Here is a 14,017-nt window from a genome sequence, read left to right as displayed (position 1 = left end):
GCATCTCCCGGTTCAGCCGGCCTGGCATCACCCGGGTGGCGGCCGGTCATCGCCCTCACGCAGCCGCCGGACCCACTTCGGGCGGGCTGGAATGAGCCGCAACGCGGGCATCACGCCGCGTTCGAAGAGGGTCATCGCCGGATCAACGGGCTGCGCGGCCAGCCGGTCTGCCGCCTCGGCCAGATCCCACCGGCGACCGCCGAGCAGCGCGGCCAGCGCGTCATTGGCCGCATTGACCGACGGTCCGTAGGCCGGGTCAATCGCGTAGGGCTGGTCGAAGGCGTCGAAGCGACCGAACCAGGAGGAGTCGATACGCACCTCACGCGGACCGCGGTAGCGCAGGGTCAGCGCTCCCCGCCACCGCTCGGAGCGGCTCTCCAGGACCAGCCAGGCGCGATCAGTGGCGATCAGCAGGAACTTGTTCTTGTCGGCGAAGAACGGCCAGAGCTCGGTTGCCACGACTCGAAGTGCCGTGCCGGGGCGGGAGCTGGCCAGGATCACCGACTGCAACTCCTCGCCTGGCTGCAGGAAGGCTGCCACTTCGGCGCGCCACTTCTCACGGACGGCCAGGGCCCGACCGGCCGGATCCGGGCTGGACGTCTCCGACTCGGGGCGATCCTCGGGGTGGTGCCGGTCACCAGCCACGCGGGATCCCGGTCTCGTCATCGAAGTTCGGTTTGGGCTGACTATCGGCAACCGCGGCGGTGCTCAGATCGCTCAGCTCGAAGTGCTGTCGGGCCACCGCGAAGGCCTCCTCGCGCAGGCTCTGCAACTCCGCGTCGGCGACCCCGTTCAGCAATCCACCATTGCTGAGGCCGCTGCTCACCTCGCTCCAGGTCAACTCGCCGGCGCTCACCCGACCGGCCAGTCTCCGCAGCGACTCCGGGGCGCCGGGCCGGCGGCTGGCCTGCGCGAGAAGGCCGGCTAGCTCCTCATCATTCGGCTCGGCCCGCTCCGACTGCTCCTGCTGCATCCGTGTCACCTCTGCCTGCAGGTCGTCGGCCGCCTCGTTGACCGGACCGACGATGGCGTCGAGCTGGCGGCGCACGTCAGCCTCTGAGATTTCTGAGGCACCTGAGATTTCCGAGGCGCCTGAGAGGTCCGAGCCGGAGAAGGCAGCGCCGACGGGCTCGAACGGCGGGCCACTGGTCACAGAATCACTCACCTTCTGGCTACGTAGGGCGTGGTCGGCTCTGCCGGCAGCTTACTGAGGTCTGAGAGCTCGCCCGGAATGGCGCCGACACCGCGGATCACCGCGCGCACCTTCTCCACTTCGTGGGACAGCTCGGCCGGAGCATTGGCGACCAGGTGGTAGATGTCCTTCAATCTCTGGAACGACTTGAGGGCTGCGTTGGCCAGCTTCACCAGCAGTTCCACGCGGTGCACCAGCTTCCAGGCGTTGTAGAAGTCGACCAGCGCCTCTTCGACCTTCTTGGCCGCGACCGCCTCCCCGACGCCGCACCACCAGCCGGCGGCCAGCCAGCCCGCGGCGACCTCCACCTGGTGGATGACGCTCTGGATGTAGCCGAGCGCCGCCTTGAAGACAGCCTCGAACTGCTGGGCCACCCGATCCAGCACGACCTTGATAGCCAGGCAGATCTCCCTCTCCCCGCTCATCCCGCCGCCGAGATGGTGGCCATAGCCGGCGAAGCGGGCCTGGGCCGATCCGGTCCAGACGCTGTGCACGCTATTGGTGTTCTGCAGGGTGTCGCTACCGTGCTGCTTCCAGGCATCGCCAACGTTGGCCCAGGCCTGGCCCTGCGCGGTGAGCACCGTCCAGTTGCCCACCAGCGCGTCAATCGGCTCGGTGATGTGGTGACCGGTGACCTTGTTGAAGAGCCAGTCGATCGCCTTGACGTCGATATCCATCTTCGACCGGGCCGACTTCGTCGGGTCGGCGGCGGCGTGCGTCGGGGCCAGCCGCACCGACGTTTCGACGAAGGGGGCGGAATGCTCGTGCCGCTCGGCCCGCACCCGGGCCGGAAGGTTGCGGTCGGCCAATGCCGAGTGCAGCTTGCGCGCGGCGGCAGCGTCGCTGTCGACGTAGAGTTCGGCCGTCTCCGTCAGCGCCCGGCCGGTCTGCGTGTAGACGCGGGCCAGGTTCCCGTAGTGCTCGGAGAAGAGCGTCGCCAGTTCGGTGGTGGCTGGTTGCAGGATGGCCAGCAGGCCGGTCATGCCGCTCGACTGCCCGGCGTAGGTGCGGCAGTACGGCGCAATCTGGCGGATCTCGCCGCTTCCGTACTCGCCCCATTCCTTGCCGAAGACTGCCAATGCTCCAGCATCTACGGTGTAGTCCGCCATCTGCCGCCCCTCCTCCAGTGACGCGGCCGTGGTCGCCGGCGCGTCGTTTCGCTGCTTCAGCAGCGAACGTATCGACCGATCCCGCACTGCGGCAAGGACGACGCGAGTGGGCCTCTCAGGTCGATGACAGGTCACTCTCAGACGCGTTCTCAACCACGGGCCGCTCCAAAAGGTGGGGCAGATACAGAACGGGCCCGACACCGTGCTGGTGTCGGGCCCGTTCTGGGTGGTGATATTTAGCGGTACTCGGTGAAGCCGTACTCCTCGAGGGGCACAGCCTGGCCGATGTTGTTGCTGTCGTAGCCGAAGAAGTCGCTCTCGTCGTAGCCGGCCATGGTGAACGCGGCCGCCCGCGCCTCCTCGGTCGGGTTGACCTCGACGTTGCGGTAGCGGGCAATACCCGTACCGGCCGGGATCAGCTTTCCGATGATCACGTTCTCCTTAAGGCCGACCAGCGAGTCCGAACGGGCCGAGATGGCAGCGTCCGTGAGGACCCGGGTGGTCTCCTGGAAGGAGGCCGCCGACAGCCACGAGTCGGTCGCCAGCGACGCCTTCGTGATACCCATCAGCACCGGACGTCCAGCGGCCGGCTCGCCGCCCTCGGCGACGACCCGGCGGTTCTCCGACTCGAAGACCGCACGCTCGACCAGTGAGCCGGGCAGGAACTCGGTCGCACCCGAATCGATGACGGTGACGCGCTTGAGCATCTGACGGACGATGACCTCGATGTGCTTGTCGTGGATGGCCACACCCTGCGAGCGGTACACCTCCTGGACCTCACGAACAAGGTGCAGCTGCACCTCACGCGGGCCCATGATGCGCAGCACGTCGTGCGGGTTGACGGCACCGGCGATGAGCTGCTCGCCGACCTCGACGTTGTTGCCCGGGTTGATGAGCAGACGGGCCCGGCGTGAGATCGGGTATTCAATCTCCTCGCTGCCGTCATCCGGCGTGACCACGAGGCGGCGGGTGCTGCCCTTGGTTCCGTCGGACTCCTCCAGACGAATCCGTCCGGCCGCCTCGCTGATCGGTGCAACACCCTTGGGCACGCGGGCCTCGAAGAGCTCACCGACACGGGGCAGACCGTGCGTGATGTCGTCACCGGCGATACCGCCGGTGTGGAAGGTACGCATGGTCAGCTGGGTACCGGGCTCACCGATCGACTGGGCGGCGATGATGCCGACCGCCTCGCCGACGTCGACCAGCTTGCCGGTGGCCAGCGAACGCCCGTAGCAAGTGGCACAGGTGCCGAGCGCCGACTCGCAGGTGAGCACGGAGCGCACCCGAACGTCGGTGATGCCGGCGACGATGAGCTCGTCGATGAGAACGTCACCCAGGTCGGCCCCGGCCGTCGCGATGACCTTGCGGCCCAGCGTGACGTCCTCGGCCAGTACGCGGGCGTAGACGTTGGTCTCCGCATGCGCGTCCTTGATGAGCGTGCCGTCGGCGGATGCCTCCGCGATCGGGATCGAGACACCACGCTCGGTGCCACAGTCCTCCTCGCGGATGATGACGTCCTGCGACACGTCCACCAGACGACGGGTCAGGTAACCCGAGTCAGCGGTACGCAGCGCGGTGTCGGCCAGACCCTTGCGGGCACCGTGGGTGGAGATGAAGTACTCGAGCACCGAGAGGCCTTCACGGAAGTTGGCCTTGATCGGGCGGGAGATGATCTCGCCCTTCGGGTTGGCCACCAGGCCACGCATACCCGCGATCTGACGCATCTGCATCATGTTTCCGCGAGCACCCGAGCTGATCATGATGTACACCGGGTTGGTCTTCGGGAAGTTGGCTTCCATCTCCTTGGAGACTTCGCTGGTCGCCTTCGTCCAGACCTCGACGAGCTCCTGACGGCGCTCGTCGATGGTGATCACACCACGCTGGTATTCCTTCTCGATCTTCTCCGCGTCCTTCTCGTAGCGGTCGAGGATCTCCACCTTGCGCGGCGGGGTCACCACGTCGTCGATGGCGATGGTGATACCCGAGCGCGTCGCCCAGTGGAAGCCGGCCGCCTTGAGAGCGTCCAGTGCCGCCGCTACGACCACCTTCGGGTAGCGCTCCGCTAGATCGTTGACGATCTGGCCGAGCTCCTTCTTGGTGACCTCGTAGTTGACGAAGCGGTAGTCGATCGGCAGGGCCTCGTTGAAGAGAACCCGGCCCAGCGTAGTGTCGACGATCAGCGTGTCGCCCGGGGTGAAGCCCTCCGGAGCAACCCAGGCATCCGCCTTGGAGCCGTTGTCGACCGAGTAGACGCCGTCGAGACGGATGCGCACCGGCGCCCGCATGTCCAGAGCCTTGGCGTCGCGAGCCATCAGGGCCTCGGAGTCGCTGGAGTAGACGTTGCCGGCACCCAGCTGCTCGTCGCGGGTGGTCGTGAGGTGGTACAGACCGAGGATCATGTCCTGGGTCGGCATGGTCACCGGACGGCCGTCAGCCGGCTTGAGGATGTTGTTCGTCGAGAGCATCAGGATGCGTGCCTCGGCCTGGGCCTCGGCCGACAGCGGCAGGTGGACCGCCATCTGGTCACCGTCGAAGTCGGCGTTGAACGCCGTGCAGACGAGCGGGTGAATCTGGATGGCCTTGCCTTCGACCAGCTGGGGCTCGAAGGCCTGGATGCCGAGACGGTGCAGCGTCGGCGCGCGGTTGAGCAGCACCGGGTGCTCGCGGATGACCTCTTCGAGGACATCCCACACGACCGGGCGGGCGCGCTCGACCATCCGCTTGGCCGACTTGATGTTCTGCGCGTGACTGAGGTCGACCAGTCGCTTCATCACGAACGGCTTGAAGAGCTCCAGGGCCATCTGCTTGGGCAGACCACACTGGTGCAGCTTCAGCTGAGGGCCGACGACGATGACCGAACGGCCTGAGTAGTCGACGCGCTTGCCGAGCAGGTTCTGGCGGAAACGACCCTGCTTGCCCTTGAGGAGGTCCGACAGCGACTTCAGCGGGCGGTTACCCGGGCCGGTGACCGGACGGCCACGACGACCGTTGTCGAAGAGGGCGTCAACCGACTCCTGCAGCATGCGCTTCTCGTTGTTGACGATGATCTCGGGCGCACCGAGGTCGATGAGGCGCTTGAGGCGGTTGTTGCGGTTGATGACGCGGCGGTACAGATCGTTGAGGTCAGACGTCGCGAAACGGCCACCGTCGAGCTGAACCATCGGACGCAGGTCCGGCGGGATGACCGGCACGCAGTCGAGCACCATGCCGAGCGGGCTGTTGCTGGTGGCCAGGAACGAGGCCACCACCTTCAGACGCTTGAGGGCACGCAGCTTCTTCTGGCCCTTGCCACTGCGGATGGTCTCGCGCAGCGACTCGGACTCGGCGTTGAGGTCGAACCCGCGAAGCAGCGTCTGCAGCGACTCGGCGCCCATGCCGCCCTCGAAGTACTCACCGAAACGGTCACGCAGTTCGCGGTAAAGCCCCTCGTCACCGATGAGCTGCTTCACGTCGAGCTTGCGGAAGGTGTCCATGACCTCTTCGAGACGGTCCAGCTCACGCTGAGCGCGGTCACGCAGCTGGCGCATCTCGCGCTCGCCACCCTCGCGCACCTTGCGACGAACGTCGCTCTTGGCACCCTCGGCCTCGAGCTCGGCCAGATCGGTCTCGAGCTTCTTGGCGCGGGTGTCGATGTCGGAGTCGCGCTTCTTCTCAAGCGTCGACTTCTCCGCGCTGATCTCGGCCTCGAGGGTCGGCAGGTCGCGGTGACGCTCTTCGGTGTTGACGCTGGTGATCATGTAGGCCGCGAAGTAGATGATCTTCTCGAGATCCTTCGGCGCCAGGTCGAGCAGGTAACCCAGACGCGACGGAACACCCTTGAAGTACCAGATGTGGGTGACCGGAGCGGCAAGCTCGATGTGGCCCATGCGCTCACGACGAACCTTGGCGCGGGTGACCTCGACGCCACAGCGCTCACAGATGATGCCCTTGAAGCGCACGCGCTTGTACTTGCCGCAGTAGCACTCCCAGTCACGGGTCGGGCCGAAGATCTTCTCGCAGAACAAGCCGTCCTTCTCAGGCTTGAGCGTGCGGTAGTTGATGGTCTCCGGCTTCTTGACCTCGCCGTGGGACCACTCGCGAATGTGATCGGCTGTTGCCAGACCGATGCGCAGCTCGTCGAAAACGTTGACGTCGAGCAAAATTGCCTACTCTCTTAGTGGAGCTTTTTTCTCTTAAGTTCGTTGCTGTTTCCCGGCCGCCGCCGCATCGGCGCGGATGCGACGGCGACCGGGACGTGACGCTTTAGACCTCTTCGACGGAGCTCGGCTCGAAGCGACGCGACAGGTCGATGCCCAGCTCTTCCGCGGCGCGGTAGACGTCGTCGTCGGTGTCGCGCATCTCGACCGTCTGGCCGTCCGAAGACAGCACCTCGACGTTGAGGCAGAGCGACTGGAGCTCCTTGAGGAGCACCTTGAACGACTCCGGGATACCGGGCTCGGGGATGTTCTCGCCCTTGACGATCGCCTCGTACACCTTGACGCGGCCGAGGATGTCGTCGGACTTGATGGTGAGCAGTTCCTGCAGTGCGTAGGCCGCACCGTAGGCCTGCATCGCCCAGCACTCCATCTCACCGAAGCGCTGGCCACCGAACTGAGCCTTACCACCGAGCGGCTGCTGGGTGATCATCGAGTACGGACCCGTGGAGCGTGCGTGGATCTTGTCGTCGACGAGGTGGAGCAGCTTCAGGATGTAGATGTAACCGACGCTGACCGGCTCCGGGAACGGCTCGCCCGAGCGACCATCGAGCAGGCGTGCCTTGCCCGAGTGGCCGATGAGCTGCTTGCCGTCACGGGTGACGTTGGTCGAGGAGAGGAGACCGGTGATCTCCTCCTCGCGGGCACCGTCGAAGACCGGAGTCGCGACGTTGCCCTGACCCTCGCGGGCGGCCTCGGGCAGGCGGGCGGCCCAATCGGGCTCCCCCTCTACCTTCCAGCCGGTCTTGGCGACCCACCCGAGGTGGGTCTCCAGAACCTGGCCGACGTTCATTCGCGACGGCACACCGAGCGGGTTCAGCACGATGTCGACCGGAGTTCCGTCCTCGAGGAACGGCATGTCCTCCGGCGGCAGGATCTTGGAGATGACGCCCTTGTTTCCGTGGCGTCCGGCGAGCTTGTCACCGTCCTGGATCTTGCGCTTCTGGGCGATGTAGACGCGGACCAACTCGTTGACGCCGGGCGCCAGCTCGTCGCCGTCCTCACGGCTGAAGACCCGGACGCCGATGACCTTGCCGGCCTCGCCGTGCGGAACCTTCAGCGACGTGTCGCGGACCTCGCGGGCCTTCTCACCGAAGATGGCGCGCAGCAGGCGCTCCTCCGGGGTCAGCTCGGTCTCGCCCTTCGGCGTGACCTTTCCGACCAGCACGTCACCGGGGACGACGTCGGCGCCGATACGCACGATGCCGCGGTCGTCGAGGTCGGCGAGGACCTCTTCGGAGACGTTCGGGATGTCGCGAGTGATCTCCTCGGCCCCCAGCTTGGTGTCACGGGCGTCGACTTCGTGCTCCTCGATGTGGATCGAGGTGAGCACGTCGTCCTGCACGAGTCGCTGGTTGAGGATGATCGCGTCTTCGTAGTTGTGACCCTGCCACGGCATGAAGGCGACGAGCAGGTTCTTGCCCAGCGCCATCTCACCGTTGTCGGTGGACGGACCGTCGGCCAGCACCTGGCCGACCTCGACCCGCATGCCCTCGACCACGATCGGCTTCTGGTTGAAGCTCGTGCCCTGGTTGGAGCGCGCGAACTTGGCCAACCGGTAGGTGTTGCGCGTGCCGTCGTCAGCCATCACGGTGATGTAGTCGGCGGAGAGCTCCTCGACCACACCCGCCTTGTCGGCGGTGACGACGTCAGCGGCGTCGACGGCGGCACGCAGTTCCATGCCGGTTCCGACGAGCGGCGACTCGCTGCGCAGCAGCGGGACAGCCTGACGCTGCATGTTGGCGCCCATCAGGGCACGGTTGGCGTCGTCGTGCTCGAGGAACGGGATCATCGCGGTCGCGACCGACACCATCTGGCGCGGCGAAACGTCCATGTAGTCGACCTCGGACGGGTCGAGCAGGTCGACCTCGCCACCCTTCTTACGGACGAGAACCTTGGCTTCGGTGAAGTTGCCCTGCGCATCGATCGTGGCGTTGGCCTGGGCGATCGTGTGCTTGTCCTCCTCGTCGGCGGAGAGGTAGTCGATCTGGTCGGTGACCCGGCCGTCGGTGACCTTGCGGTACGGCGTCTCGATGAAACCGAACGCGTTGACGCGTCCGAACGAGGCGAGCGAACCGATGAGGCCGATGTTCGGGCCTTCCGGGGTCTCGATCGGGCACATCCGGCCGTAGTGCGACGGGTGAACGTCACGCACGTCCATGCCGGCACGGTCACGGGAGAGACCACCCGGGCCAAGCGCCGACAGGCGACGCTTGTGGGTCAGACCCGCGAGCGGGTTGGTCTGGTCCATGAACTGGCTCAGCTGCGAGGTGCCGAAGAACTCCTTGATGGAGGCGACGACCGGCCGGATGTTGATCAGGGTCTGCGGCGTGATCGCCTCGACGTCCTGAGTCGTCATCCGCTCGCGGACAACGCGCTCCATGCGGGAGAGGCCGACCCGAATCTGGTTCTGGATCAGCTCGCCGACGGTGCGCAGGCGACGGTTACCGAAGTGGTCGATGTCGTCCGTCTCGTAGCCCTCCTGGCCGTCGTGGAGACGGATCAGGTACTCGATGGTGCGGACGATGTCGTCTTCGGTGAGCGTGCCGGTGGTGAGCGGCGCGTCGACACCCAGCTTCTTGTTGACCTTGTAACGGCCAACGTCGGCGAGGTCGTAGCGCTTGGGGTTGAAGAAGAGGTTCTCCAACAGCGCCTGCGCGGACTCACGCGTCGGCGGCTCGCCCGGGCGCAGCTTGCGGTAGATGTCGAGGAGGGCCTCGTCGGGGGTACCGATGTGGTCCTTCTCGAGGGTGGCCAGCAGCGTCTCGGACCAGCCGAAGTGCTCGCGGATGCGCTCGGTGCTCCAGCCCAGGGCCTTCAGCAGCACGGTGGCCGGCTGGCGGCGACGACGGTCGATGCGGACACCGACGGTCGAACGCTTGTCGACGTCGAACTCGAGCCAGGCGCCGCGACCGGGGATGACCTTGACGCCGTAGACATCGACGTCAGACGTCTTGTCCAGGGTGCGGTCGAAGTAGACGCCCGGGGAGCGGACCAGCTGAGAGACGACGACGCGCTCGGTGCCGTTGATGACGAAGGTGCCCTTGCGGGTCATCACCGGGAAGTCACCCATGAACACGGTCTGGCTCTTGATCTCGCCAGTCGTGGTGTTGGTGAACTCCGCCGTGACGAAGAGCGGGGCCGCATACGTCATGTCCTTGTCCTTGCACTCTTCGATGGACGCCTTGACGTCCTCGAAGCGCGGGTTGGAGAAGGAGAGACTCATCGAGCCGGAGAAGTCCTCGATCGGGGAGATCTCATTGAGGATCTTCGCGATGCCGGACTGGGGAGACATGGTCTTGCCGCCGTCTTCTTCCAGACGGGCCTGCCATGCCGCGTTTCCGACCAGCCAGTCGAATGAGGCGGTCTGCAACGCAAGCAAGTTCGGAACCTCGAGAGGCTCACGAATCTTGGCGAAGGAGGTGCGGGGCGGAGAGCCGGGGATGCCGGCGATGGTTTTGGTCGTGCGAGATGCTGCCAAGATGCGTCCTTCCGAGGACTTACCTGTACTGGAACCCATGTACTCGAACTCGTGACGCCGCTCTCATCAGAGCCCCGGAGCACCCGGATTTGCTGGGCTCGCGCTGGGTGGGCGACCGGAGTCGACCGAGAACCAGCGATGGGCACAGCAAATAGACCCTTGACGGGCCGGAAGTGAATGAGGGCAGCGCAAAGAGCTACTTTACCTCACGAGGACGCACCTGTCCACCGTGGTCCAACGGCGCGAAACGTCTGCGCAAGCGGTGTCAGCGGGGTCACACTCCGGGGCCCTCTATATGGCTTACCCGGCAGATGTTCCATCCAAGCTGGACACTGCTCTGTACTGCGTGGTGCTCTTACAACTACTGCGTTGGAAAGACTGCACCCGAATCGGGCTTGCGTCAAGCGCTGTGCTCCCCGACACGCCAGCGCAGCAAGGACGAAACGGACCCGACCCAGGAAATCCGACCATTCTGATCGGACGAGCAGCGTATCCGCTCCGCATGTCACGCTCCGAACAAGAACGCATGGCTCGTGCCGTCCAAGGCGACGCAGAAGGACCGCGAGGCGCACGACACGCTGGACACGGTCGCTCCGGACGGGAGGGGAAACGGAACTGACTTCCAAGTCGTGCCGTCGTAGACAAGCGCCGCACCGGCTGGAGATACAGCCATGCAGAATGAAGTGGACACGCACGAGACGACGCCCATAGGTGGCAGATAAGATTCAGAAGCATAGGTAGCGGGCCATCTGACATTCGACCGGGTCCAAGTTGTGCCGTCGTATATGTACGGGCCGCCGTCACCAACCGCGACACAGAATTTCGACGAGACGCAGGAAATCGAACTGAGGCCCCAACCATCGGTTGCGACCAACTTGTTCGCCCAAGTGACACCATTGTATATATACGCGTCACGTTCGCCATACGACGGATTCTCCGTCGGCGAGACGGCGACACAGAACGCTGACGACACGCAGGATGTGTAAACCTGGTACAGGCTTTCGGGTCGCGTCCCAGGCAGTGTTGTCCAAGTGCTCCCGTTGAATACGTGGGCCCCGGAGTTGTAGTCCACCGTCATGCAGTACGTCGCAGAGGCACATGACACGGTCTCGTTATAGGTGTCCGTAACGGTGTCAGTAGCGATAATTCCAGCACTGTTGAACCTGACGACGTGCAGACTACTATCGGTGGCTGCACAGAAGGATGCCGATACACAACTGACTGATAACGCAGGAGCCAAGTCGGGGCGCGTTGTGTAGGTGACGGGTGAAGTCCAAGTGCTGCCCATTGACGAGGACGTCAGATATCGCCCCTCGCCATCAATTGCCCCACAGAAACCGTCGGCGACAGCACACGATACCGAGCGAAGCAGCGCCCCTGGATCAATCGTCTGAGCCGAATGCCAATACGGGGCCTTCCCAGTCGTGAAGGTGTGGTCCTTACTGACGAAGGTTCCGGCGTTCGTCACAACCGTCGCCTGCAGGTGGTACACCGTATTGGGCTGAAGCCCCGACAGGGTGGTATTGACTGTCGCGATACCCGTCGATGGCACAGCGGTAGCGGCTGGCGCCGTCGAACCGTAGGTACTCGTTAACCCGTATGCAAGGGTTGAAGTGGCGTTCCCGGTCGAGGAGACCACTACCGAGACAAGTTCCTTGCCGCCGCCAGGCAATGCGTAGCCGTCGACACTCATCAAACCTGGAACTACGAAGGTAAGGAGTCCCGTCGACGCGTTACCGCCCGAACTCGTGAGCTGCACCTTGTAGAAATACGGGGACTTGATCAACCCAGACAGGGAGATGGCGAACTTGGCGCTCCCCGCACTGTCGCCGGTGACCACGATCGCGGACGACGCGCTACCCAACGATGCAGATGTTCCGTACAAGACCTTCACTGACCCTGACGCTCCGGCGTCGGCCAGGTTGACGACGCCGGAGATCTTCTCAGCCCCCGATGAGACAGATGCGCTAACGGACACGAACCCAGCCCCGCCGGCCGAGGCCAGCGGAGTGCCAAGAGTGAGTAGCAGAAGAGAGAGCACAAGCAAACTAAGAAGGCGCAGTGGTCGTCGAGATCCACGGCAACCAGTTCGGCACACGCCGCGAGCTGATTTAACAGAGAACATATCGGCCTCATCTTGAGCAACGCAAAAGCAAATTGGAGATACCAGAAATGGGACTTGGCGATAATCCGCCAACACCGATTACGCGACCGCAATAATAGCGGGCGGAGGTGTGCGCGTGAGTCGTGAGTTCCTTACAGCTACGGGCCGCCTGAGCTCGCCGCGCGAAGGTTGAATGTCATACGAAAAGGCTTTGTATCCGGCAACTTCCCTCCCAAGAAAGTAACCTCGGCATTAGATGCAACAGGCCGGTAGACCGAGGTTAACATCCTGACGGTCGAAAAGTAACCACCTGTGGATAACCGGCACTAAATTCGACCGGCATACATAGTTTGGACCGTTAATGGCATGCTGATCACGCCAATTCAGTAGCTCAGTTGATGTAGCTGAGCTTGCTGATTTTCCACTTGCCATCGACCTTGTCGGTGATGATCTGCAGAGCGAGCAGATCGGTCACCGGATCGGTGTTCGTCGTGTTCGTGCGAGTCCGCTCGGCGTAGACGGCGACGGTTGCCTCGGTGCCCGCGCTGTTGATCGCGGCCAGGCCTGAGTTGTCGACCTTGCCGACGGCGACGGTCTTGGTGCTAGTCGCGTTCGCCTGTTGGGCCTTCATCGCGTTGGCGTAGTCAGTCTTGAATTGGCCGGTGAGGTTGGTTTCCGCGGCGGCGGCTGACTTGTCCCAGGTGCGGTAGTCATAGCTGATGGCGAGCGCAGTCGCCTGGTTGACCGACGACAGGATCTCACCGCGAAGCGCGGCAGTCGCGTCCGATTTGTGCCAGGGGTGCCAGACGAGCACATTCACGCCAGCAAGGACCAACATCGCGACCACGGCGACGGTGGCGAGAATAGCTTCGCGCCCGAACTTTCGCCCTTCGCTCGCATCGGCCGTCAGGCTGTCTTCCCGCGCGATCCGCGACTTGGTGGCTGGACGTCCGGCCATGCCACGACCACGACGAGCGGAATCATCGACCAAGTCGGTTTTGGTAAGCGTGACCTTGTCGGCCCGATCGGTGTCGGCGTCGTCGAGGGTGGCTGTGGCCGCCAGGCCCGCACCGCCGATGCGCCGGGCCCGGTTCGCCACCTGAGCGGCCGGAGTGCTCCGCACCGGCTTGCGAACTTCATCCTCCGGCGGGTCGACAACCTCGGCCGTCCCACTCGGGGACTCACCTGGGACCGCGACGACGTCGGGGATGGATCCCTGGGGCCCAGCCGTAGCGATCGAGGCGTCGACTGGCTCATTGCTAACCGAATCTGCTGGCGTCTCACGATCGAGGCTCGGTAGGGACTCGGGGCTGGAGATGATGCGCTTCGGGCTCATGAGGTCAGCCCGAGCGACTTGGTGTCATTGATCAGCCACTTGCCGCCGGTCTGCTTCATCGTCAGCTCCAGACGGTTCGCACTGCTCTGGGTCTTAGTGCCTTTGTCATCGACCTTGTAGCCGTTGAAGGCGATCAACACCATCACGGTGTCCTTGTTACTCGACTCAACTGAGGTCGAGGAGACAGTGGCCACCAGGTCTGACTGGGCCGCGACCATGGTCTGCTGGGTGTTGGCCTTCAGCGGCTGGAGGGCATCTAGGGTCGGGCCGCTCACGCCCTTGACTGCGCGAGCCCAGTCGGCGTCGAAGTTCTTGCGACTAAGGCTGCCGAGGTTCACCGTGGCCTGCGAAGCGGCGTCCATCGCGGCCTGTTCGTTGGCGGCGATGTGATACTTGGTGGGACGTGTGAGCTGGAAGACAAGCAGCGCGGCCAGCACGATGCTGAGCGTCCCCGCCACCACCAACACAATCCACGCGGCATATCCGCGGTGTTCTCTCGACATACTCAATTCTCTTCTAGGTGAATCAACACGCCTACCCGGGCGCCTTCCTCAGGTGTAATTGGCAAGGGTAGAGCATTGAGCTTGGAGGCAGCTGAGTAA

General features: G+C 64.3%; 7 protein-coding genes. All 7 read right to left on the bottom strand.

The genetic code is table 11. The features are described 5' to 3' along the window. Positions 1–27: 27 nt before the first annotated feature. The 7 genes from CPH63_RS08900 to CPH63_RS08870 all read right to left on the bottom strand — a co-directional run bounded on the left by CPH63_RS08900 (position 28) and on the right by CPH63_RS08870 (position 13,918). On the bottom strand, positions 28–645 hold the full coding sequence (locus tag CPH63_RS08900; RefSeq protein ID WP_096302568.1) for a hypothetical protein: 618 nt from the start codon (positions 643–645) through the stop codon (positions 28–30). Then, the gene (locus CPH63_RS08895) at positions 635–1,153 is read right to left on the bottom strand and encodes a hypothetical protein (protein ID WP_096302567.1); all 519 of its coding nucleotides are present in this window, start codon (positions 1,151–1,153) and stop codon (positions 635–637) included. Before CPH63_RS08895 ends, CPH63_RS08900 begins: the two co-directional genes overlap by 11 nt. An 8-nt stretch (positions 1,154–1,161) precedes the next feature. After that, positions 1,162–2,388 (bottom strand): hypothetical protein, encoded by a 1,227-nt coding sequence (locus CPH63_RS08890; RefSeq protein WP_096302566.1) that lies wholly within the window; start codon positions 2,386–2,388, stop codon positions 1,162–1,164. A gap of 149 nt (positions 2,389–2,537) precedes the next feature. Further along, positions 2,538–6,440 (bottom strand): DNA-directed RNA polymerase subunit beta', encoded by a 3,903-nt coding sequence (locus CPH63_RS08885; protein ID WP_096302565.1) that lies wholly within the window; start codon positions 6,438–6,440, stop codon positions 2,538–2,540. A gap of 103 nt (positions 6,441–6,543) precedes the next feature. Further along, a complete protein-coding gene (gene rpoB / locus CPH63_RS08880) occupies positions 6,544–9,975 on the bottom strand; it encodes a DNA-directed RNA polymerase subunit beta (protein ID WP_241895854.1) in 3,432 nt (1,143 codons plus the stop codon). A 2,495-nt stretch (positions 9,976–12,470) separates the two neighbouring features. After that, positions 12,471–13,415: a hypothetical protein gene (locus CPH63_RS08875; RefSeq protein ID WP_096302563.1), complete on the bottom strand. Its 945-nt coding sequence runs from the start codon at positions 13,413–13,415 to the stop codon at positions 12,471–12,473. After that, complete coding sequence (locus CPH63_RS08870) at positions 13,412–13,918, bottom strand: hypothetical protein (RefSeq protein ID WP_157749399.1); 507 nt, start codon at positions 13,916–13,918, stop codon at positions 13,412–13,414. Before CPH63_RS08870 ends, CPH63_RS08875 begins: the two co-directional genes overlap by 4 nt. Between the last annotated feature and the right edge of the window lie 99 nt (positions 13,919–14,017).

This window comes from Jatrophihabitans sp. GAS493, from assembly GCF_900230215.1.
GTDB lineage: Bacteria > Actinomycetota > Actinomycetes > Mycobacteriales > Jatrophihabitantaceae > MT45.
This window is presented reverse-complemented; position numbering and strand designations above follow the sequence as displayed.

Bases quoted from the DNA above. Each gene is read 5' to 3' on its own strand.
- CPH63_RS08870 (WP_157749399.1), bottom strand. From the start codon at position 13,918: ATGTCGAGAGAACACCGCGGATATGCCGCGTGGATTGTGTTGGTGGTG.
- CPH63_RS08875 (WP_096302563.1), bottom strand. From the start codon at position 13,415: ATGAGCCCGAAGCGCATCATCTCCAGCCCCGAGTCCCTACCGAGCCTC.